General features: G+C 43.2%; 18 protein-coding genes, 1 other RNA gene and 1 pseudogene. 12 read left to right on the forward strand and 8 right to left on the reverse strand.

The annotated features are described in order from the left end of the window. Positions 1 to 139: 139 nt before the first annotated feature. The 6 genes from BM736_RS07235 to BM736_RS07260 all read right to left on the reverse strand — a co-directional run bounded on the left by BM736_RS07235 (position 140) and on the right by BM736_RS07260 (position 5,599). Positions 140 to 1,174, reverse strand: coding sequence for a hypothetical protein (locus BM736_RS07235; RefSeq protein WP_076410386.1), 1,035 nt, complete (start codon positions 1,172 to 1,174; stop codon positions 140 to 142). Further along, the gene (locus BM736_RS07240; protein WP_076410388.1) at positions 1,174 to 2,712 is read right to left on the reverse strand and encodes a hypothetical protein; all 1,539 of its coding nucleotides are present in this window, start codon (positions 2,710 to 2,712) and stop codon (positions 1,174 to 1,176) included. Before BM736_RS07240 ends, BM736_RS07235 begins: the two co-directional genes overlap by 1 nt. 2 nt (positions 2,713 to 2,714) lie before the next feature. Next, positions 2,715 to 3,731, reverse strand: coding sequence for a penicillin-binding protein activator LpoB (locus BM736_RS07245; protein WP_076410390.1), 1,017 nt, complete (start codon positions 3,729 to 3,731; stop codon positions 2,715 to 2,717). A gap of 48 nt (positions 3,732 to 3,779) precedes the next feature. Beyond that, complete coding sequence (locus BM736_RS07250) at positions 3,780 to 4,391, reverse strand: hypothetical protein (protein ID WP_076410392.1); 612 nt, start codon at positions 4,389 to 4,391, stop codon at positions 3,780 to 3,782. A 586-nt stretch (positions 4,392 to 4,977) separates the two neighbouring features. Next, positions 4,978 to 5,158, reverse strand: a non-coding RNA gene (gene ssrS, locus BM736_RS07255) — 6S RNA. Between the two features lie 132 nt (positions 5,159 to 5,290). Then, on the reverse strand, positions 5,291 to 5,599 hold the full coding sequence (locus BM736_RS07260) for a cell division protein ZapA (RefSeq protein WP_076410394.1): 309 nt from the start codon (positions 5,597 to 5,599) through the stop codon (positions 5,291 to 5,293). Between the two features lie 613 nt (positions 5,600 to 6,212). On the opposite strand from BM736_RS07260, the gene BM736_RS07265 reads away from it, so the two are divergent. The 6 genes from BM736_RS07265 (at position 6,213) to gcvP (ending at position 14,652) form a co-directional block, all read left to right on the forward strand. Continuing rightward, positions 6,213 to 6,788, forward strand: coding sequence for a UPF0149 family protein (locus BM736_RS07265; RefSeq protein WP_076410396.1), 576 nt, complete (start codon positions 6,213 to 6,215; stop codon positions 6,786 to 6,788). A 98-nt stretch (positions 6,789 to 6,886) separates the two neighbouring features. Then, positions 6,887 to 8,164, forward strand: a complete 1,278-nt coding sequence (ubiH, locus tag BM736_RS07270) for a 2-octaprenyl-6-methoxyphenyl hydroxylase (RefSeq protein WP_076410398.1) — start codon at positions 6,887 to 6,889, stop codon at positions 8,162 to 8,164. Between the two features lie 99 nt (positions 8,165 to 8,263). Continuing rightward, the gene (locus tag BM736_RS07275) at positions 8,264 to 9,469 is read left to right on the forward strand and encodes an FAD-dependent monooxygenase (protein WP_179079024.1); all 1,206 of its coding nucleotides are present in this window, start codon (positions 8,264 to 8,266) and stop codon (positions 9,467 to 9,469) included. Positions 9,470 to 9,912: 443 nt separating this feature from the next. Then, positions 9,913 to 11,007, forward strand: a complete 1,095-nt coding sequence (gene gcvT, locus BM736_RS07280; RefSeq protein WP_076410402.1) for a glycine cleavage system aminomethyltransferase GcvT — start codon at positions 9,913 to 9,915, stop codon at positions 11,005 to 11,007. Between the two features lie 222 nt (positions 11,008 to 11,229). Beyond that, positions 11,230 to 11,619, forward strand: coding sequence for a glycine cleavage system protein GcvH (gcvH, locus tag BM736_RS07285; protein WP_076410404.1), 390 nt, complete (start codon positions 11,230 to 11,232; stop codon positions 11,617 to 11,619). Between the two features lie 144 nt (positions 11,620 to 11,763). Next, the gene (gene gcvP, locus BM736_RS07290; protein WP_076410406.1) at positions 11,764 to 14,652 is read left to right on the forward strand and encodes an aminomethyl-transferring glycine dehydrogenase; all 2,889 of its coding nucleotides are present in this window, start codon (positions 11,764 to 11,766) and stop codon (positions 14,650 to 14,652) included. Between the two features lie 505 nt (positions 14,653 to 15,157). On the opposite strand, the gene BM736_RS07295 is transcribed toward gcvP, so the two are convergent. Then, positions 15,158 to 15,619 (reverse strand): PACE efflux transporter, encoded by a 462-nt coding sequence (locus BM736_RS07295; protein WP_076410408.1) that lies wholly within the window; start codon positions 15,617 to 15,619, stop codon positions 15,158 to 15,160. A 94-nt stretch (positions 15,620 to 15,713) separates the two neighbouring features. Here BM736_RS07295 and BM736_RS07300 point away from each other — a divergent pair, with 94 nt between their 5' ends. From BM736_RS07300 to BM736_RS07310, 3 genes are all read left to right on the forward strand, one after another. Further along, positions 15,714 to 16,592, forward strand: a complete 879-nt coding sequence (locus BM736_RS07300) for a LysR family transcriptional regulator (RefSeq protein WP_076410410.1) — start codon at positions 15,714 to 15,716, stop codon at positions 16,590 to 16,592. A gap of 228 nt (positions 16,593 to 16,820) precedes the next feature. Then, positions 16,821 to 17,237, forward strand: coding sequence for a hypothetical protein (locus BM736_RS07305; RefSeq protein ID WP_076410412.1), 417 nt, complete (start codon positions 16,821 to 16,823; stop codon positions 17,235 to 17,237). 346 nt (positions 17,238 to 17,583) lie between these two features. Next, positions 17,584 to 19,092, forward strand: coding sequence for a DUF3360 family protein (locus tag BM736_RS07310; RefSeq protein WP_076410414.1), 1,509 nt, complete (start codon positions 17,584 to 17,586; stop codon positions 19,090 to 19,092). A 36-nt stretch (positions 19,093 to 19,128) separates the two neighbouring features. On the opposite strand, the gene BM736_RS07315 is transcribed toward BM736_RS07310, so the two are convergent. Further along, the gene (locus BM736_RS07315) at positions 19,129 to 20,196 is read right to left on the reverse strand and encodes a transposase (RefSeq protein ID WP_076410416.1); all 1,068 of its coding nucleotides are present in this window, start codon (positions 20,194 to 20,196) and stop codon (positions 19,129 to 19,131) included. A 364-nt stretch (positions 20,197 to 20,560) separates the two neighbouring features. Here BM736_RS07315 and BM736_RS07320 point away from each other — a divergent pair. From BM736_RS07320 to BM736_RS07330, 3 genes and pseudogenes are all read left to right on the forward strand, one after another. Then, positions 20,561 to 20,887: pseudogene (locus BM736_RS07320) on the forward strand (transposase); the annotation flags it as partial. Between the two features lie 449 nt (positions 20,888 to 21,336). After that, entirely contained in the window at positions 21,337 to 22,449 is a 1,113-nt protein-coding gene (locus BM736_RS07325) for a DUF262 domain-containing protein (protein ID WP_076410418.1), read from the forward strand. Next, positions 22,442 to 23,566 (forward strand): AAA family ATPase, encoded by a 1,125-nt coding sequence (locus BM736_RS07330; RefSeq protein ID WP_076410420.1) that lies wholly within the window; start codon positions 22,442 to 22,444, stop codon positions 23,564 to 23,566. Before BM736_RS07325 ends, BM736_RS07330 begins: the two co-directional genes overlap by 8 nt. The last annotated feature ends 7 nt before the right edge of the window (positions 23,567 to 23,573 follow it).

The raw sequence follows: 23,573 nt of genomic DNA on the forward strand, positions 1-23,573 counted from the left end.
TGAGTATGAAGGCTGATAAGGTTGCTCTACCAGCGCTTTAACGATTTTGTCGACATTGGCTGGTTGTTCAGTTTTAGGTACAAATTCACTCGCGGTAGCATTGGATATAGATAGAGCTAAAATGCTGGTAATTAGGATACTATTTGTCTTCATGGATAATCATCTCGTAGTTATTTTTAACCCATTCAGTATCGCTATCTAAAAAATAACTCAATGAGGCTAAGGGTTTTGCGGTGTATTTGTCACCAAGACGGAAGTTAGTTACAGCTAAGGTCATTAATGGGTATGCACTGATTTCTTTAATTGCCATCGCGTAATATAAGCAGGCTTTTGATAGTTGGTACTCTTCGGATGAACGAAATACAGCAGCTAATTTTGTCCAAATATCAGCCTGTTTGGGATTACGTGACAGAATAATGGTCGCATAGCCTATAAAGTTGTTTGCTTCACCTTTTTGATATGCGTCATTAGCTTTTAACAGGTAATCTGAAACAACGCCGGTATCGCCTTTATCGGCTGTAAACCAAAAAGCTCCTACTTGGCTAAATAGTTGTTTAAGTTGGTTGTTGTGATCGCTGTTTGCATCAATCCAGTCTGTTTCTAGCGTAGGTATTATTATATCGCCTTGATGACCGTCATGAATAATCCTAGAAATTGACAAAATGTTCGCTATATCAACCATTTCAGCCTGTTGGAAAAGGTCTACCTTTTTTTCTGATGTCAGCTTGTTATTCATCAACGTAGATGCATAGAATTGATAGAGGTATTGTTGTTTTTGTTGCTTTGTAATATCAACTTTTAGTTGTTTGTCATGATAGTAATCAACGATCTTGCAATGTAATTGACTGTTCTCTACAGATTGCTTTCGTTCAACGCTTACAGGCGTTATTGTTTTAGATATATTGGCAGGGAGTGTGGCAGTATTTGGCAGCCCAATATTTTGTAATAATAGCTTGGACACCTCTTTTAGCATAAGGTAATCAGCATATTGCCCCTCACACTTACCTTTTACTATTATGAAGCGCCCCTCCCGCCAGAGGTAAGTGCCGCTGTTACTCTCTTGAAGTGAAGCTGTGTAATAGGTTTTTACCTCCTCTTTTGAAACTGAAGCATTTACAGAAAGACTGATAAAGAAAACGATAGAAAGTAATACTAGGTGTTTGAGGATTTTCATTAGCGTTTAATTAAGTCAAAGTGGGCGGATTTTTGTTTAACTTTTGTCATATGTGGCCTACGACCTTTACCTTCCTTTTTGAAGGTGGCGTACAGCTCGTTAAGGCTTTGGTCGATGGCTTCGCTTAAAGGACCTGAAAACCTAAAATTCAAGGTCATCTGTTTACCCTCTTTCTTCCACTCCCACGTTTCTACTTCGCCAGAGGTTCCATTGTTTAATACATGCTTAAAAATATCGACATCGGTTCTTTTGGCATTATTTAAAACGATTTGATATATGGCGCCTTTTTCTGCATGACGTGCTAAAGCCTGAATAACTTCAATACCCATTTTTTTCTTTATCTGTTTATATGCAGCATGCTCAGATACTTGTGCTGCACGACTCTCTGGCTGAATGTAAATTCTAGTTTTTAACGGGGAGTTATTTATGGTGAAAAGAATATCGCCAGTCGTGCTATCTTTAAGTTCGATAGAAAGTGAAGTTTCTACTCCAGTTTTCCCTTTATGATCTTCAATTTTCTTTTGAGTTTGTTTCAGTGAAAAGCTGTGGGTTGCTTTAGTGCTACCATCATTAATGGTAAAACCGAGCCGCTCTAATTCATCTGTTAACCAAGGTGTTTTAGCGTTATTTTCTGAAGTTAAAGAGAATATTGGCTCCCCTAATACTTGTGTGTAAAAATTAACATCGTTCAGCAGCTTACCTGCATTTACTCTGGCGTTTATGATTACATAATATTGGCCGCGCTCTACGTCCTCATCAATTAAGTCATAGTTGCTTACATAGCCTTCAGTTTTAGTCGAAATTGCTAGGGAAATAGCATCATTAAATTTGCCCGATTTCCCTTGCATCATAACGCCTTGAGCTTGCTGGATGGCATTTCGAAGAGCATCAATTAGTGCTTGCTTTCGGGCTTCAGACTCTCCATGTTTCATCGAAGCCAAACCTTTAGATTCAACCGTCTTTTCTTGCAATTGAACTTGAGCTACAGAGGTGCTGCTGTCTGTAGTGATAATCATTGTTTGTGAGGTTTCTTGGTTCCGGCCAGACGAGGAACTTAGTGAACTTACCCGAGCAGAGTCTGATTGGGTAATGACAACCGCGACAAAATGATCACCGTCATACAGTCCAGACTTGAGTTGTTTAGCCGCCGAAATCTGGCCTTTGAAATGAGTATTCACTACATCACTAAATGTTTCGCTTGAATACTCACTAGTGTTCTCATTATCAGAGACACTCATGTATTTTGTTGATGAGTGGCTGCTACCACTCATGGTGACGCCATTTATCATATTTGATAACTGACGAAGTGCTTTTATTCGAGCATCTTCTAATGCTTTAGATTCACTTGATCGAGAAGAAAAGCCAAGAGCTACGACATAGTATCCATCTTTATCATTGATGCCTGAACGTGTGCCGCCTTTAGTATCTAGAAGCTCATAAAGGTCATCCATTGGCTCTGATGCCAATGAAGTAGAGCTAATACTAACTCCCGCTATTAATATAGATAAATAGATGAGACTTTGAAGTAGCCTAGTCATAACTAGAGTTTCCAGTCTTCAGGAGTACCGACGGATACCGCATAGATTTTGTTACGTTTTAAGTAATCTTTGCCCATAGCCTCAAGCTTTTTCTTTGTATTTTCTGCATCTGGCTCATTCTCTTTCCAGATAAACATCACACCAGAGCCACCATCAGACTTAGGCGTTACTTCACCTGAGGCAATGGGGATATCTAACCCATCATCACTAAGAAAAAGTACAACAGGCTGCTTAGTTGCAAAGCCTTGATTTATCCCTGCGTTGATGGCGAAGCGCCCATTGCGGAAATTTGTAACTCGACCGCCAACAGGGTAGTAATCCATGGTCCTATTAACTAGGACTTGAATCGCTTTTTGAGCTGCTTCTTTATAGGCTTCTTGCAGTTCATTGTGCTTGCTATAATCAAACCCACCAATGAACTTGCCTTCAATCGCAAAAAAACGTTTAGCGGGCATGTTGTGACGAATAGGTTCAAATGAATGAATGATTTCACCGGAGGTAGGGTTAACAATTTTTGTTGTGACTAAGCTTCTGAAAATGATCTCGTTATGATCACTTTTTTTCTTTATTACAGAGCCTAGTGCTATTGAGGATTCAAGTACGTAATCAGGATTTAATTGCTCACCTATTAGTATATCGCCTTCATCTACAGTGTTCTCAGCTTGAAAGGCCACTTCATAGTCGCAAGCATTGCAGATGCGAGTTAGTACCTGGAAGCGTTTAGTACGTGCTAGTTCATTTTCAAGCAACTTAGCAACAATGCTCGTATCGATTTGAGTCGACACTGCATTCTTTTCAAAGCTGATTTTATCTATATAGGTAGCGATACTTAGCTTGGAAAATGCACGCACGTCATAATTACTTGGAAGCTCAATATTAATACTATCAAATAGAGCTTCACGGCTAACCTTTTCAATTTGAGTATTTGACGCTAAATCAGCTTCGGAATTAATTTTGAGTGGCGTAGACTGACAACCTACAAGTGCGGAGAGTAAAAGAAGTGAGGTGATTTTTTTCATTTATATTAGCCTATAAGGCCGAGGTAGGCACCTCGACCCTCACAGATATTATTGTGCGTTGCGGAACGCAGAGATGATTTGGTAGTTATCGTAAGCAGAGATCACTGAATCATTAAGGTAAACGACTTGATCTAATGTCAGGCCTAGTTTGCTTTTCTCACTCATCATGTCAGCAAAATCAACTGATGCAATTAAAGATGTTGTATCAATCGCTTTAAATTTAGCTAGGCTTTGAGTTGCGGTCAGAACAGCCTTTCCAAGCTCCATCATGACTGTTTTTGTCATTTCAGAGTTATTAAAGTCATCAATAATTTTCTTTTGCGGCTCAGATAAAGCATCGTAAATAGCTTTCTTTTCCTCTTCACTTTCTACTGCTTCTACAGCTGAAAAGTAGCTATTTACAGTTGGCTCATTTTGAATTTGCGCAATGTAACCTTCATAAAGAGGCTTAGCTGTTAGGAATGCAGTGTTAACAATAGCTCTGCCAATTTCTAATTCTTGAACTTTAGATGGTGAATAAGCACCTTTAACTGAATCAGCAAATAAAGAATTGCCCTGAGCTTTCAAATCATCATATGAAACAGTTGAAGTATCAGAAGTTGAAGCACAACCAGTTGTCAGACCGGCAATCACTAGCATTGTTAATAAACTTTTTTTCACGGGAAGTACCTTAAAATGGGTTGGTGATTAGCGTGGTAACTATACAGTTGTTTGCTTGGTTGTAAAGTGCTCTATGTCTAAAAATTTAACTCATGAACTTTAGAGTTAGTTTTTTAGGTTGTTAGGTTAGCAACTTGTTGGTTAAGTTGTGAAAGATTGGTGGGTACAAGTTGTTGGTTGGCTAAGTAAGTTATGGCGTTGAGGTTGTTGGAAATTTTATAGTGCTTCTCTTTTTCTCGGAACTCGCGGCTCAAAGCTCGAATCTAAGCCATCTAAAACTAAGTCGTCGCAACTTCCTTTATAAATTGCTCTCATCTCTTTGTGTCAGGATGCCGTTACCGCCATATCTTTGAACTGAGAATCCCTTGAACCCTGCTCTTTTTGTGTTGGGGATAGAAAACGCAGACATAAAAAAACCACTGCGACTAAGCAGTGGTTTCTCTAATTTGAATTGCTCACCAAGCTAGCGTTACCGCCATACCTTTGAGCAGAGAGCCCCTTGAACCGTGCTCTTTTTGTGTTGGAGGTAGAAAACGTAGACACAAAAAAGCCACTACTATAAGCAGTGGCTTTTTTGTTAATTGAATTGCTCTCCAAACTACCGTTACCGGCGTAGCCCTTGAACCGTAGGTTCAAGGCGGGTAAATGAATAACTCCTAAGGCTTCTCGGTACGAGCCGAGCTTGCTCAATGTCATCAAAACATTCACCCTGGGTTTGTAAGTATCGGCACAGGGACATTGCCGGCTCACGCGTAGCCCAGAGAGCAAAAACGTTTCATCGGTACACCTTGTTGAAAACAAAATGAAATGTGTACCTTGGTCTAAAACTCTAGCTTACTTAACTTCTAAATTTTTAAAGATGGCTAGTGTTATCGACCATCTAAGCTGTGCAGCTTAGTTTAATCCTCTTTTGTCGAACGTTCAACGAGCGCGTTCTCTAAAGTGGCTTGCAACAGACCGATTTTTTCATCCATCTGCTTATTATAATCTTGATTTTTTTGCTGTTCTTCCAGTAACTCATATCCAATATTTAATGCAGCCATAATGGCTATCTCTTCGCGACTCAGATTGTTTGTTCGTGTTTTAAGCGAACTCAACTGCACTTCGAGTTTTTGCGCCACGTGCTGCAAAGCTCTCTCTTGTCCTGGTGGGCAAGCGATGGAGTATGTGCGGCCTAGCAAGCTAATTTCAATAGCATGGCTACTCATGTCGCAAAGGGTCCTAATTATTGGCTCTTGTGCGGACTATATCTAGCTAGATGGCAAAGTGCAACATGAGTAAGTGCTAAGGTGAGCTAGATTAGATTAAATGTTGTTTAGATAGACAAGCTTGCGTGTTAAATGGTCATTAAGTTGGATTTTTACAGCTTTGGCTCAAGGTGAGCGAGATTAGGTTTATATTCAAAGCCGTTTGTTTAGACTTTCTGTTTTGAGAGGCAAGCTTGCATGATTTCTACACATTAAGTTGGATTTTTTAGCTTTGGCTCAAGGGGCGCGAGATTAGGTTTATATTCAAAGCCGTTTGTTTAGACTTTCTGTTTTGAGAGGTAAGCTTGCATGATTTCTACACATTAAGTTGGATTTTTGTAGGCGCTGCTTTAGCTGCGATGGCTTGTTTGTTCAATCTCTCCTGGCTAAAGCCGATCTTACCGTTGACCAAAGTGATACCAACTATTCGGTTGGTTTTTCGCCCTTACTTATCACTTTCATCATATTTCTAGAACCTAGGATCTCGTCACTCGCCATAGCACCTTGTTTAATTTGGCTGAATCTCCCACTTCTGCTAGCATGGGCATAGTATTTACAGCCTGTGGAAACCGTTATGGCAACCCCCCCTTCTCTACGTATCGATAATATTGCAGCGGCGCTTGATGCAGCCGAAATTGGCCAGACTCCGGTCGAACTTCATGGAGCCCTCGTTGGCATAATTTGTGGTGGTGTTGAACAGTCAAAAGGCGCTTGGGCTAAGCCGCTACTTGAGCTGATGAATGACGGTCAGTTGTTGCCAGATAGCTTACAACTGCTCATCGAAGAGCTATATCAAGATACCTTAACCCGAATTACTGATGCCGACTTTGGCTTTACGCCTATGTTGCCTGAAGAGGAGGAGCCACTCACTAAGCGTGTTGAGGCGTTATCACTTTGGGTCCAAAGTTTCTTAACGGGTATCGCCATGATACAGCCGAAAATTAACAAGGCGTCGGCGGATGTGCAGGAGGTCATAAAAGATATGGCTGAGATAGCACTGGTAGAGTTTGATGTTGCCGAAGACGATGAGTCTGAAGCGGCCTATATGGAGCTGATGGAGTTTGCCAAGATGGCGGCGCTACTCTGCTATTCTGAATTTGGTCCCGATTTGACTGATCCAAATCAAACTGAAGCCAACGTAATTCATTAAACTGGCTGCAAATCTTCTAGATTTACGATAAACAAAATCACAATTTAATATCTAGCGACCGAAGCGGTAGTCCCGCTTCGGTACATTAGAGAACACAGATGACAGTTGAAACGCAGCAAGCGAGCACCAGTACCAGAGCAGAAGACGTAAAGGTCAAACAGGTAGATATTGCCATTGTCGGCGGCGCGATGGCCGGAGCGACACTCGCTCTTGGGCTTAAAAAATTAGCGCGTGAGTTAAACAGGCCTATCAAGGTCGCGCTTATCGAAGCCCATAAACCTGGAAGCGAGCACCCAGGCTTTGATGCTCGCTCTATCGCTATCGCTCATGGTTCTATTTTCGAACTGAAGCGGCTCGGACTTTGGTCTAAACTTTCCCACCTTGGTACAGCGATAGAAAATATCCATGTTTCAGATCGTGGCCACTTTGGCATGACTGAGCTGAACGCTGATGACTTTCATATTAAGTATCTTGGTCAAGTGGTTGAGCTTGAGCGGGTTGGTCAGGCGTTATTTAAGCTGCTCGAAGCCAGTGATATCGAGCTGCACTGTCCGGCTAAATTAGCAGATATCGAAGCCCATGCTCAGTATCAGCTGCTTACTCTCGATGATGGTGTGCAAATTCAAGCTGGCTTAGTTGTTGCCGCTGATGGGGTTAACTCCAAAGTCAGGCAAGCCTTTAAACAGCCGCTCGAGCAGGTCGACTTTAATCAAGTCGCGATCATTGCCAATGTAGAGACTGATAAAGCTCACGAAAACTGGGCCTATGAGCGCTTTACTCAGGCTGGCCCGCTGGCTGTGCTGCCGATGTCACCGTTAAAGGGCACTTCACGGGTCTCTTTAGTCTGGGCCCTATCACCAGATGAAGCCGAGCGATTAGGCTCAGTATCTAACGATGAGTTTCTTAGGGATCTTCAAGGGGCTTTTGGCTCCCGTGCGGGGCAGTTTATTGGTGTGGGTGAGCGTTTCTCCTATCCGTTACTGCTGTCACATATGCCAAGACCCATCTATCATCGCACTGTATTTATCGGCAATGCGGCGCAAACACTGCACCCGATTGCTGGGCAAGGTTTTAATCTAGGGCTTAGGGATCTCGTTGGTTTACTGGATGTGGTCAAACAAGCCCTGCTTGATGAGAACGCCACTGAAGCAAGTGTTGATCTGGGCTCTACTCAATTGACCCACAGCTATCTTAAGCGTCGTGAGCAAGACAGAGATGCCACCATGACAAATATTGAATGCCTCGTGCGCGGATTCTCTAATGATCATTGGCCACTAGTGGCTGGACGCAGCTTAGGCTTAAGGCTGCTCTCTTGGATACCACCGCTAAAGGCACCGGTTGCCAGAGTCGCCATGGGCTGGAAGCCGTTTAGCTAAAACGCAGCAATCAACGCTATTTAAAAGAATGCTCAAATAAATTATTTCAAGGCACTAACCCTAAGTAAAGGAAGTGAAATGCACACAAACTCAACGGCAATGCAAACCTATGATGTAGCAATTATTGGCGGCGGAATGGTGGGGTTAGCCACCGCGATTGGCCTAGCCATGGAGGAGCTTCGTGTTGTCGTTATTGATGCCAGTGAGACCCAAGCGGTTGCGGGGGAAGCTAGGCTACGTGTGAGTGCGATTAATAAAGCCAGTCAACGTTTGCTACAAAATTTAGGGGCGTGGAGCAATATCGATAGTAAGCGTGCTAGCCCTTATCAAAAGATGGAAGTCTGGGACAAAGACAGCCTAGGCAAGATAGGCTTCGATGCACACAGCTTAAGCGAAGAGTTTCTCGGCAGTATTATAGAGAACGACAACATCAGCTTTGCTTTAGCCAAGCGTGCCAGTGAGCTTGATGAGATCACTCACCTTGAAAATCATAAACTTGAAAAAATAGCTTTTGGCGAGCGCGAAGCTTGGTTAACACTCGATAACGGTGACAACTTAAGTGCTGCACTTGTTATAGGCGCAGATGGCGCTAACTCTTGGGTACGCGAACAGTGCAAAATCCCCATGACGTTCTGGGATTATGGCCATCATGCCATTGTTGCCACTATTCGCACCGAGATCCCTCACAAGGATACCGCCCGCCAGGTATTCCTTAAAGATGGTCCATTGGCCTTTTTGCCCCTGTATGAAAATAATTTATGTTCGATTGTTTGGTCTGTGCCGCCTGCAAAGGCTAAAACTTTGCTAGCGGCTGATAAGCAAGAGTTTGAGCGCACCTTAACTGCAGAATTTGATGGTCGTATGGGCATGTGCTCGCTTGAGTGTGAACCTCAAGCCTTTCCACTGCGTATGCGCTATGCTCGCCACTTTGCCCGTCATCGTTTATTGCTCGCGGGTGATGCCGCCCATACTATTCATCCATTAGCGGGGCAGGGGGTTAACCTAGGTTTCTTAGATGCTGCTGCGATTATCCAAACGATTACAGAGCTTAAGCTAGATGGTAAAGATATCGGTGATTACAGCCACTTGCGTCCCCTTGAGCGCTGGCGTAAAGCCGATGCACTAGAGATGATAGCCGCAATGGAAGGCTTTAAGCGGTTATTCGAAGGTAGCAATCCAGTTAAGAAAGCATTGCGAGATTTTGGCTTAAATTTGGTCGATAACCTTTCTCCTGTGAAAACACTGTTTATGCAACAGGCTATGGGTAACAAAAATAGCCTGCCGAAGCTTTGCAAAGAAGATTAAACACATAGCTGAAATATCAGAATTAACTCTGATATTTCAGTGAGTTGTTATTTACCCTTGTGTAAACATTAATCATATGTAAAAAAACTACATGTTTAACATGAGAAAAAGTAATGACAAAAGGGTTCGGATTAGAAAATTCTCTTGTATACAAAACTGTGACGCGAGGTATAATTTCGCCGCATTTTAGTACCTATGGGATTTCATATACGAAACTCATAAATGCAATTTTATCTAACGCAATTTTTTGCACTTATTACTCAAGGTCTATTTAAACGCTAGATAGAGATTGAAGTAATATGTTTGCAGACACACTTTGGCCGTATGTACCCTACGCGAGGTGTTTCTGTTCAGTATCCGCTCTTTAAATAGAGATGAGTTGAACAGATAGCTGTGTAGTTACGCCAGGTTAGACCCGAAAAGGGCATAATAACGAGATAATAATGGCTAATAAAACTGTACTCTTTAACAAGCATTTAGAATCAGACGCAAAGATGGTTGATTTCCACGGTTGGGATATGCCGCTTAACTATGGTTCTCAAATCGAAGAACACCACGCTGTTCGTCAAGACGCTGGTATGTTCGACGTGTCTCACATGACCGTTGTCGATGTGACAGGCACTGACGCCTGTGCTTTCCTACGTAAATTATTAGCGAATGACGTTGCTAAGCTTAAAGTGCCAGGTAAAGCACTTTATGGCGGCATGCTAGATCATAACGCTGGCGTGATTGACGACCTCATCACCTATTACCTCTCTGACACTCATTACCGTATCGTGGTTAACTCTGCGACGCGCGAAAAAGATCTCGCTTGGATTGCTCAAGAATCTACCGGTTTTGACCTAGTGATCACTGAGCGTCCTGAGCTGGCGATGATCGCTGTTCAAGGCCCTAATGCTAAGGCCAAAGCTGCAGCAGTATTTAATGCTGATCAAAATGCAGCAGTAGAAGGTATGAAGCCTTTCTTCGGCGTACAAGCTGACTCACTCTTTATTGCTACCACAGGCTACACTGGCGAAACTGGCTACGAGATCATCGTGCCAGATGCAGAAGCCGAAGCACTGTGGCAGGCACTGCTAGAAGCTGGCGTTAAGCCATGTGGTCTTGGTGCTCGTGACACACTGCGTCTTGAAGCGGGTATGAACCTTTACGGCCTAGATATGGACGAAACGGTTAACCCACTAGCGGCTAACATGGGGTGGACCATTGCATGGGAACCAACAGATCGTAACTTTAACGGTCGCGAAGCACTGACAGCGATTAAAGCTGCTGGTACTGAGAAGATGGTTGGCCTTATCATGGAAGCCAAAGGCGTTATCCGCCCAGGCATGGCTGTATTCTTCACCGACAGTGAAGGTGTTGAGCAGCAGGGGACTATCACCAGTGGTACATTCTCGCCAACATTAGGCTATTCTATTGCCATGGCACGTGTACCGAGAAGTATCTCAGATACTGCTGAAGTCGAAATGCGTAAGAAGCGCGTTCCTGTTAAAGTGATCGCACCAAGCTTTGTACGTAACGGTAAGCAAGCTTTTTAATTTTCAGGGTTAATACTGGTTATTTCGCCTTTATTTTAATAAAGAGTTTTGTCGCCAGTGCTCGTTGATAGTTTTCAAGAAAACAATCAACTGCGCGCTGGCTTCTAAAATTAGAACGAAATCCCAGCGTATAAACCTCAGAAAACGCTATGCATTAACGTAAAAACCGATAAATTAGCTTATTAATACAGAATTAGAACAACCGATTAAGGATAAAGAACAATGAGCAATATCCCAGCTGAATTGAAATACGCCTCTTCACATGAGTGGATCCGCAAAGAGGAAGATGGTAGCTACACAATTGGTATCAGTGAGCACGCGCAAGAGCTTCTAGGTGACATGGTATTTGTTGAGCTTCCAGAAGTTGGTGACGAAGTTAACGCTGGTGAAGATTGTGCTGTTGCTGAGTCTGTAAAGGCCGCTTCTGACATCTACGCACCTATCTCAGGTGAAGTAATAGCGATTAACGAAGCACTGGAAGATTCTCCAGAGCTAGTTAACAGCGACGCATTTGGCGACGGTTGGTTCTTCCGCGTAATGCCTAGCGACACAGCTGAAATTGAAAACTTGCTTGATGCCGAAGGCTATCAAGCAGTTATCGACGAAGAGTAAAATCGCGTCGATAACAAAGCCTCAACTCATCATCGGTTGGGGCTTTGTTCGTTTTAACGACTAAAAACAATAATACCAATTGGTATAAGACCGGTAGTTAGCCTCCTACAGGCAGATACTGGCAAATATGGAATTAGGTTTATCATGACCACTGAAACCCTCACTACGCTTGAGCAACACGACCGTTTTATCGGCCGCCACATCGGCCCTGATAGCGAGCAACGTCAAGAGATGTTGAACTTTGTTGGCGCAGAATCATTAGACGATCTGACTAATCAGATTGTCCCTGAGTCGATTCTTCTTAACCGTGATGTTGCCGTTGGCGACAGTGTTAGCGAAGCCGAAGGTTTGGCTTATATTCGCCAAATAGCGGATAAGAACAAGGTATTTAAGAGCTACATAGGTATGGGTTACTACGGTACTGAAGTACCGTCTGTTATCTTGCGTAATGTGTTTGAAAACCCAGGCTGGTACACAGCTTATACTCCATATCAGCCAGAGATTGCCCAAGGCCGTCTTGAAGCTATTCTTAACTTCCAGCAGCTATCTATGGACCTAACCGGTCTAGACTTAGCGTCTGCGTCACTGCTTGACGAAGCGACAGCTGCAGCAGAAGCGATGGCACTAGCTAAGCGTGTTTCTAAAGCTAAGAAAGCCAATATCTTCTTCGTTGCTGACGATGTATTCCCACAGACATTGGATGTGATTAAAACTCGCGCCGAGTGTTTTGGTTTTGAAGTGGTTGTAGGACCTGCATCTGATGCGGTTAACTACGAACTATTTGGTGCGTTATTTCAGTACACCAACAAGTACGGTGAGATAAGCGATCACACTGAGTTGTTCGCAGCCCTTCACGCTAAGAAAGCAGTTGTTTCAGTTGCAGCTGACATCATGTCGCTTGTTATGCTGAAATCTCCAGGTTCAATGGGCGCCGATGTGGTATTTGGTAGTGCTCAGCGATTTGGTGTTCCTATGGGCTTTGGTGGTCCACACGCTGCATTCTTCGTTTCTCGTGACGCTCACAAGCGTTCACTGCCAGGCCGTATTATCGGTGTATCACAAGATACGCGCGGTAACCGTGCCCTACGTATGGCGATGCAGACTCGTGAGCAACATATCCGCCGCGAAAAAGCTAACTCAAACATCTGTACTGCGCAGGTACTGCTAGCGAACATGGCTTCTTTCTACGCTGTGTTCCATGGCCCACAAGGTCTTAAAGTTATCGCAGAGCGCATCAACCGCTTAGCCGATATTCTTGGTGCTGGTCTAACAGCCAAAGGCGTAGAGCTAGTCAACAGCACTTGGTTCGATACCGTATCGATTAAAGGTCTAGACGCTGCTGCTATCAAGACTCGTGCAGAAGCCCAAGGCGTTAACTTACGTATAGACAGTGATGGCATTATCGGTGCTAGCTTTGCTGAAACAACGACTCGTGACGATGTAGCTCAGCTGTTTGATATCATCCTAGGCGAAGGTCATGGACTTGATGTTGAAGCGCTAGATGCACAAATCGTTGCTGCTGGCAGTCAGTCAATTCCAGCAGCGCTTATCCGAACGGATGCGATTCTGACTCATCCAACGTTCAACAGCTATCACAGCGAAACCGAGATGATGCGTTACATCAAGCGTCTCGAAAACAAAGATTTAGCGCTTAACCACTCAATGATCTCTTTAGGCTCATGTACCATGAAGCTTAACGCGGCAACTGAGATGATGCCGGTAAGCTGGGCTGAGTTTGGCAATATGCACCCATTTTGCCCACAAGACCAAGCACAAGGTTACGCGCAGCTAGTAAATGAGCTGTCTGAGTGGCTTGTGGATATCACAGGTTACGATGCGGTTTCACTGCAGCCAAACTCTGGTGCACAGGGCGAGTATGCTGGCCTGCTAGCAATTAAGCAGTACCACGAATCTCGTGGCGATGCGCACAGAAATATCTGTCTAATTCCTCAATCAGCTCACGGTACAAACCCAGCTTCAGCTCAGCTTGCTGGCATGAAGATCGTTGTTACCGCTTGTGATAAAGAGGGTAACATCGATATGGAAGACCTGAAGGCAAAGGCTGCTGAAGTTGCCGATAACCTGTCTTGCATCATGGTGACTTACCCATCGACTCACGGCGTGTACGAAGAGACGATTGGTGAGATCTGTGAAGTTATCCATCAGCACGGCGGTCAGGTTTACCTTGATGGTGCCAACATGAACGCTCAGGTTGCATTGACATCACCAGGGTCTATCGGTGCCGATGTATCACACCTTAACTTGCACAAGACCTTCGCGATTCCACACGGTGGCGGCGGACCAGGTATGGGCCCAATCGGTGTTAAAAAGCACCTTGCGCCATTCCTATCGGGTCACACAGTCGTGAAACATGGGCTTGAGTCTGACAACAATGGTGCGGTTTCAGCAGCGCCATACGGTAGCGCAAGCATCTTGGCTATTACTTGGATGTACATCAAGTTACTCGGTAAGCAAGGGCTTAAAGAGTCGACTCAGATGGCACTGCTTAACGCCAACTACATGATGAAGAAACTGGCTGAGCATTATCCAATTCTTTACACTGGCCGTAATGACCGTGTTGCACACGAGTGCATCATCGACCTGCGCCCTCTGAAGGAAACTTCAGGTGTGACTGAAATGGATATCGCTAAGCGTCTTAACGATTACGGTTTCCACGCGCCAACCATGAGCTTCCCTGTTGCAGGCACGCTGATGATTGAGCCGACAGAATCTGAATCAAAAGTAGAGCTAGATAGATTTATCGAAGCGATGATCTCAATTCGCGGCGAAGCAGCTCGCGTCGAGTCAGGCGAGTGGCCAGCGGACAACAACCCGCTACACAATGCACCGCATACGCTAGCTGACATCATGGATCCTGAGTTTGACTCACGTCCATACAGCCGTGAAACAGCAGTGTTCCCAACATCGGCGGTTAAGCTTAATAAGTTCTGGCCAACGGTTAATCGTATCGATGATGTGTTTGGTGATCGCAATTTGTTCTGTGCGTGTGTACCAATCGCTGATTACGAATAATTGCTGCTTAGGCTTGATAATACTGCCTCTGTTTAACGTTTTCGCTGCTCATTGACTGGAGTCAACTCCGCGGCGAAAACGTCAAACTTCATTGTCTTATCGTCGCCAGCGACGCAATTATGGAGTCGTTGACTTCATCTGATTGATTATAAAAAACGAACCTTTGAGTTCGTTTTTTTATAGGTGAGATGACGCGGCGAAAACCATCGGCTTCTATTCTCGTAATAGTGAGTTACCGTCGGCAGTAACGTCATTTAGCCAGCGACGCAATTATGGAGTCGTTGACTTCATCTGATTGATTATAAAAAACGAACCTTCGGGTTCGTTTTTTATTGGGCGTTATTTTTTTGGGGGGGTCATTGCGCTCGCGGGTTGATGTTTGAGCTTACAGCTTTGAATGAGCTATTACCTGAGGCGGACGATGTGCAGACTCTGCTATGGCTTACACGAATACCAAGGAGATAACAGTGTCTACACTCAAGTTTAGAAGCAGGCTTAAAAGCCGTTAGCTAACTTGTTGAGGGCTTGAGCCCTGATTAACCTTACCGTTGCCTGCTTGGTGAGTAAACAGACGGGCACGGATAACGTCGTAACACCAGTTGAAGACAATCGCATAGACTAAAAAGAAAATGACTACGCCGATATCCATGATAAATACTGTCCAGAAATCTAGCTGCAGTACCCACATCATCAAGGGTAATGTGGCAAATATCATACCCAACTCAAAACCAAGCCCGTGGCCTAAACGCATTTTAACTGAACGTTCAATGCGGTTCGTGCCATAGACACGATCAAAACCTAGGTTATAAACATAGTTCCAGCACATGGCTATTAAAGAGAGGCCGACAGCCAAACCTGTTGCCGATTTTGCGCCTGCATCGGTAAAAAGTGTCGCGGCGACGATGACAAATACTAAGGCAATCGCTTCAAACAGCACACTGTGTAAAATACGTTCTTTTGTTTTCATGATAGATCTCTTCTGGGTTGTTCGGTCGTTCTTGCTTGCTATAATCATCATTAAATGAGTAAGAAGATAGTTAGTTACTATCAGGAAAAGTGATATGTATAATCTAGAACAGCTGAGAATGTTTGTTGAAGCGGCGCAATCAGGCTCATTTTCGGCTTGTGCTCGTCAGTTGGGAAAGGTGCAATCGGCAGTCAGTCAGGGAAGTGCCAATCTTGAAATTGATCTCGATACCACTTTATTTGATCGTACTACTCGCAAACCTTCGTTAACCCCTCAAGGTGAGAGACTGTTACCGTTTGCGCAGGCTATTTTGCAGCAAACCCGTGAGCTAGACTCTGTTGCCGACGCACTTAACTTATCCCATGAAACACAGATAAAAATAGCGGTGGATGATGCATTACTTCCTATGGTAACAAATCTGCTAGATACCTTTGCATCACACTTCCCTGCAACCATCTTAGAGCTATATGCTGTCGCAACACCGGACGTATTGAGCTTAGTGCATAGTGGGCGAGCGGACTTAGGGTTAATGTTTGCTAACAGTGGTTTTCCGCAGGAGGTGGACCTGTGTTATGTAGGCAGTCTGCCGTTTAATGGGGTTGTGAGCCCAAATCACCCTATGGCCAAGGTCGATAACGTCACAGCCGCAGACTTAATTGTGCACCGTCAGCTATTGATTCGTGGTCTAGAAGATCAGCCTCTACCGCATTTTCCGACCATATCTTCACATATCTGGTGGGGCAATAGCTTCAATGCCATTAATGATATGGTAAAGGAGGGGCTAGGCTGGGGCTATATTCCTAGTCATATGGCAAAGCGATATGAGCGCCAGGGCGACATGGTGCGAATGAACTTAAGCTTTGACCATAAGCCTTGGCGAGTACCGATTGACCGTGTGATGGCAAAACAAAAGGCTCGGGGGCCAGCGTTAATGTGGCTGGCCGATGCTTTCACTGAGTTAGTGGAGGAGTAAGGTACTGCAGTGCTATCACCTATTACTGACTCTCTGAGTAGATAACAGTGGCTGTACTGCCTTATTGTTTACTGCTTTATTGTGTACAGCCAGTGCGCTGGTTGCATCTGGGAAGGTTAGATAGCAAAATTACGCTTACCATCTGACTTATCAGCAGAATGCCTCATGAACCAGCGCTCATGAAAGCTCTCTTATAGTAAAGACCGCCCATGATAAAGGACATTACCTATGCCAACAGAAAAAGCACAATCAATAGAAGCGTTACAGCAAGCGCTGCCTATTACCATAGCGGCCGATGGGCAGTTCTCTCATTCACTCAAACCTCTGTTAACCCAGCTAGAGATGTGGATCAATTTTCAGGCGCTAAAAGCGGATTGGTACAGTAATGAAAACCTTGTCCTCAATTTCGATTTTACTCTGGTTAGGTCATTAGAAGAAAAAACACAAGGTCTGAGCGCTGAAGGTTGGACTCTAGGAGTCGGTTATGCGTACCACTTTGAAAGCAGCAACTTGACCACGATAGCTTTTATTGCGGTTGATGATTTAGTTCAGGGCGGCGTTGGTATTGAGCAGGGGATAAAAGCCAGATTGACTGCAGTGGCTAATGCAGTTGGGTTGAAGCATGGTTTAGTTAGTTTGGATTAGAGGGGGAAGTAAAAAGCTTACTCTGCCCCCCACTTATTTCATCAACGAAAATGAGCTGACCGTTTAGCCGTTTATGTAAGTGGGCTAAGGTTCTCTTCTCACTTATCTTATTCTGTTACTCACTACGCAACCTATAAAACCTCACGAAAAATCCGCCTAACCTCATGGGGTGAACATCCAATGTTACTTACAAGTTATTGATTTTATATCTGTAAATTTATATTTACCTACGACTAATGTCTTAGTCTGAAATGCTGTTTATTGATCGCTATGCCTACAAACTTCGGATAAGGTACCCCTAATTTATACGACGTAGTGCTTTGTAGTGAGTGACAATAGGAATGATATGAGCAGTAATTCTGAATCCGTACATGAGCAAAAAAGTGAACCTCCAACAAATAAAGACGGGCTGAATTACCAGCAACAACATAAATCCAGTTCGACCTTTAATTCCCGAGAAGAATATTTAGAACACGAATTACAAATCATGGACCCCAAACGCTGGCGTCCTAATTGGCCCTTTAAAGACTATCGATTTGAACTAGAAGACACCATTCCTGCCATGGCTGCGACGATTGGTAAAGTGGTGATGGTGGGCGCGATAGCAACAACTTTTGCCACATCGCTCGGACTTGAAGAAAGTTTTATATTAGAAAATGTGCGTTATGAATTAATTATTGCTGCATTCTTTATTATTTTATTTTCAGGTTTTTTATTACCAACAGCAAACCTAGCGGGTACCCACGGCCCACTCATTCCGATTATTCCTATTGTGGTTGCGGCAGGTGGTCACCCGATGGCGTTTGGGTTGCTTATTGGAGCATTGGGGTTAATTTTAGCGGTCAGTAAAGGCGGCAGCATGCTGGCAAACCTGACCAGCAAAGGGGTTTGCGGCGGACTCCTCTTGTACCTTGGCTTTGTTGGTACGGCTTCACAGGTTGATAAGTTGTTTAAATGGGCGAATGATATCGGCATGGCGCACATCGCTTTTGTCGTTATTTTTTGTACGATAATTTTATATGCACTGCTTGAACATTGGCGTAAACGTTGGTTAGCGATCCCCTTAAGTTGCTCTCTCGGCGGCATAATAGCTTTTGCTATGGGGGCACCTTTTGAGTTTCAAACAGGTCCTGGCTTACCAAACATGAACCCTATGTATTGGTGGGGTGATAATACAGGTTGGATGCTAGGTTTACCCACGTTAGAGAGTTTTGTGGTCGTACTACCGTTTGCTATTTTAGCCGTGGCAATGTGGTCGCCAGACTTTTTAGGCCATAAAGTTTTTCAAAAAATCAATTACCCTGAACGTACTGAAAAAGTACAAATGAACATTGACGACACCATGACAAGTGCCTCGATTCGCCAAACATTTGGGTCACTGCTTGGGGGCGCTAACTTCACTTCATCTTGGGGGACTTATATCGTACCTGCGGCTATCGCTAAGCGTCCTATTCCTGCTGGCGCGTTAGTCACGGCGCTATTTTGTATTATTGCTGCGTTATGGGGTTATCCAATGGATTTAGCCATATGGGAACCCGTACTTTGTGTGGCGTTAGTTGTTGGCGTGTTTATTCCGTTACTTGAAGCGGGCATGGAGATGACCAGAGAAGGCAAAACCACACAGTCGGCAGCTATTGTGGTGTTCTCATCGGTACTGGTAAACCCTGCATTTGGCTGGTCGCTGACCATGTTGCTTGATAATTTGGGCTTGATTGGCTGTAAAGACCGTAGTGCAAATTTGACCAAGATGAATCGCTGGATCTTGCCCAGTATTATGTTTGTAGTATTAACCGGTGTCATGGCGTTAGTCGGTTTGTTACCTGGTATTCCTGCATTAATCTCAGGTTTAAATTAAGGTGTAAGTAGGGTCAGACTCTGACCCTACTAAACTTTAAGGCGACGGATGAAGCGCATTACTACAAGCTTTTCCTTTGCACCATTTGCCACTGTTATGCTGCTTTTTGAACTCACACATAGCGTCCCAACGGCCGCTAATCCCACTATATTGACGACGAAATTCTTTGGCTGACGTTATCCAAGCATCGGGTGCAATACCAAGTTCACTAAGTAGTTTAGGCTGTGTTGAATCAATGAAGCCTCTTTTATCATGTCTAATCGCTCTGCCAGTCCAGTCAATAAGCTCTAAGTAGTCACAAAAGTGAAATGGGACCCCTGATTGAGTCGCAAGATGGATTGAACCGTCAAATTTAGAGAGTGTTTTTAATGAGTTATCAACAAGCTTGGATTCCAAACCAGTGGGTTGGCGGGAGTTAGCTTGAGTGTTGGGGAGAGGGGGGTTAGTGGCGTTAGTATCAAGTGAATTCAACTCAGCAATACGCTCTTGAATGGAGGTGAAGTCAGAGGATTGAAGTGTGTCAGCTATACCTGCTCTGATAGGGTTCAGGTCAACATACATCATACATGCAAGCAGTGCTTGCTCATCAAGTAAGGCCTGTGATTTAAAGCGCCCCTCCCAAAAAGCCCCCTTACACTCATCTTCACGATTAGCCCGGCGTGCTATCTCTTCATTGAGACACCGCATAAACCAAGAGATACTCGATAGGCGTTCATGCCACTCAGCCAGTAATCCATCAAGTAACAAACGTTCCCCTTCAATTAATGACTCGCCATTCATATATTTGGTTGCTACAGCATGCCCTTTAGTGATTTTGCTCCATCGGCTAATAACCTCTTTGTTACTTAATGATTTAGCCTTGTTAGTATCGATTTTAAGAACCAAGTGATAGTGATTATTCATGACAGCATAAGCACAAATATCGATACAGAAGATAGTTGAAAGTGCTTTAACTTTATCGACAATCCAGCCGCGTCGATGTTCAAAGCTTTTACCTGTGAGCTCATCCTCTCCACAGAGAAATGCTCTTCTGACACAACGATTTATGATGTGGTAGAAGGGAGTCGATTCTGGGTCGATTAAGGTTCTTCGAGCTGAAGTCATAATCGTTATCCTAAATAAAACTGAGGTGAGTTAACTCAAAGCCTAGTAGAGGATGAGAGAAAGGACAAAAGGTATGGCTGTCCTGTCTCTTCTCTAAATAAAACAGAGGTGAGTTAACTCAAAGCCTAGTAGAGGATGAGAGAAAGGACAAAAGATATGGCTGTCCTGTCTCTTGCTCTCCACAGAGAAATGCTCTTCTGACACAACGATTTATGATGTGGTAGAAGGGAGTCGATTCTGGGTCGATTAAGGTTCTTCGAGCTGAAGTCATAATCGTTATCCTAAATAAAACTGAGGTGAGTTAACTCAAAGCCTAGTAGAGGATGAGAGAAAGGACAAAAGATATGGCTGTCCTGTCTCTTTTGGTCGGCAGTTAGCTGCGTGGCTAGGGCTAACTCCATCGCAATATAGCAGTGGTAATATGAATCGCTTGGGTAAAATAACCAAGCGAGGTAATCAAACCCTGCGTCGGCTACTTATCCACGGTGCGAGGACTGTACTCACATGGTGCGCGAACAAAGACGATCCGCTGAACCTGTGGTTGCAACAGCTCAAGCTACGCGCTCACATCTGCAAAGTCACAGTAGCACTGGCAAACAAGCTGGCGCGTATCGTTTGGGTAGTGATGAGTAAGCAGCAAGCGTTTGATGTGAGCAAGGCCTGCGAAGGCTCTGCAGTGAAAGCGGCATAATTAGTTTATTTTAACGTGTAACAGAATGAGTAATTGAAACGAGTAAAAGCTCAACAGTGGTAATGGTATTAATGAGTTAAACGGTTTGTCTTATCCAAAACCTGTACGGGACCGTGGCCTTCGAGGTCATATGGCTGCCTAGGAGGATAAGACGTCAATTTGGATCTCATTAGGGCGCTCAGCTAAGCTGTGACGCCGGATATATGTCGCAAGACCGCGAACCATTAATGGCTGATATCCTGTTGTGAAAGGTGAACTATTGGAAAAAACTAAAGGATTTAAGTCAAAAATTGACACTTACCTTGCTAAACCCGAGGTGACCATATATGTCCTGTCTCTTTTTTTGCTGTCCTGTCTCTTTTTTTTCTCTTTTTAGAGTATGGGTATAATAGATACAAGCACTAACTAAAATGCTAAAATGCTAAATCTCGAAATACCAAGAGAAAATCATGACAGAACAGATTGACGATCCTATTGAACTTGAAGATCAAGAAGAGCTGGAATTAGCGGCTCATCCTCACCCAATGGGGACTGAAACTCAAATTCGAATCGCCAAAGAACAATCGAGTGTATATGAGCTGCTTCGTAAGGAAAGTAAAGGGTTATTAGTTTTAGCTCCTAACTTTCAACGCATTGATGTTTGGGATAAAAAACACAAATCTGAGTTGATAGAATCCATTTTAATGGGAATTCCAATACCATTGATTTATCTGTTTGAAGACGAAAATGGTATTCGTCAAATTGTTGATGGTAAGCAACGAATCACAGCGTTAAAAGAGTTTATAAATAACCGCTTTACACTTTCTGAACTCTCAATGCTACCTAGCTTAAAGGGCCAGAAATTTGATCAGATTCCAACATTGTTACAGGCAAAGCTGGAAGATTATCAATTGCAGACTTATGTCATTCAACCCCCAACACCAGAGTCGGTTAAATTTAACCTGTTTGAAAGAGTTAACCGCGGAGGGGTGAATCTAAATAAGCAAGAAATGCGACATGCACTCTATCAGGGGAGAGCCACGACTCTTTTACAAGAACTGTCGGAGAGTGAAGAGTTTAAGAGTGCAACAGGGTTTGGGGTTAAGTCCAACCGTATGCGTGATCGGTATCTGGTATTAAGATTTATTGCTTTTTACCTCTATTTTACTAACCAATTGCCGAATATTCATTATCGTTCAGATATTGATGGTTTCTTAGCATCTGTCATGAAGTTTATCAATCATCAAGCTCCTACTGAGTTAGTTGAGCATATGAGAAGTGTTTGTTTGCTAGGAATGAGAAATACGGCAATAATTCTTGGTGAAAGTGGCTTACGCTTTGCGCCAAAACCAAGTGGTAATAAACGGCCGGTTAATATGGGGTTGTTTGAAATGTTGGTTTTCATTTTCTGCTATATAGATGTTTCCAAGACGAACCATCAAGAGATAAAGCAGGTTATCAAGCAACAAAAGGTTGAGATCGATCAAATGGATTTGCTCGCTGGATCTATTGATACTACAACTCATGTAACAGAACGATTTAATCTTGCTCAACAGGTAATTCAGAGAATCAATCATGCTTAAGACGCTATCTATCAAAAACTTTAAAAGTATTGATGAAGAAAACTTAAAAATAGCTCCACTGACAATCCTTACTGGTGTGAATTCGACTGGAAAATCCACAGTAATTCAAGCAATTTTATTACTGTTAAGATTTTCTATACCTGTAAATCGTATAACATTGAATAAAGCTGTATCTGCCTATATGTCTCCAAGAGATACTCGAAATAGATATACGAATAAATCCGAAATTAATATCAAACTAGAACTCAATAGTGAAGTGTTAGAGCACCTTTCATTACAAACAAGAAAAGATAGGGATGATAATGTTATATTTCGTGGAGGTCTTAAGATGACTGAAAGCCTCTTAGAAACTGGCGAGTTTGATCCGGCAGAAATGCCTTTAGCTTATGTTTATGAGCCAGAAGAGGTTGTCTCAAATTGTTCTGAACTATTTTATCTTAACGCAACAAGGTTAGGCCCTCAAACTATTTCTGAAATAGGTGACTTTAAAGTCGGCTTGTTGGGGGAACATATTTTCTCTACTTATGATCAAATTAAAAATAAAGCGTTACCAAAAAAGTTGGTTAAGTTTTCTGAATCCAGCACTATTGGTTATCAGGTTAGCCAGTGGCTTAGTGAAATAACTGACTCAAAACTAGAATTAAAAACTGAAAAAATAAACAGTGAACAGATAAAAGTTTTGTTTAATAGTGATGGACTCGGAGAACTATCTCCTCAGAATCTTGGGGCTGGCATTAGCTATCTAGCTAAAGTGGTAATCCTTTGTTTTATGGCTAAAAAAGGTGATTTAGTTATTATTGAAAACCCTGAAATTCACCTTCATCCTAAATCACAAGCTCAGTTAGGAAGCTTCTTATCCTTTATTGCTAGCAGTGGCATTCAACTAATTATAGAAACGCATAGTGAGCATTTGATACAAAAAATCAGGACGGAAGTTAAAAATGAAACTATTGAGTGCGAAGATGTAATTATTCATTATAAATCTGCAACTCAAAAGCCTTTTGATACCTTATATTTAGATATCAATGGACATTATTGTGATCAAGAAGAAAATCGTATCAGTTTCCCTAAAGGATTCTTTGATACTAGTGTCGATGCTTTACTAAGCTTACGATAGGAATTGT

Source organism: Shewanella sp. UCD-KL12, from assembly GCF_001957125.1.
Classification (GTDB): domain Bacteria; phylum Pseudomonadota; class Gammaproteobacteria; order Enterobacterales; family Shewanellaceae; genus Shewanella.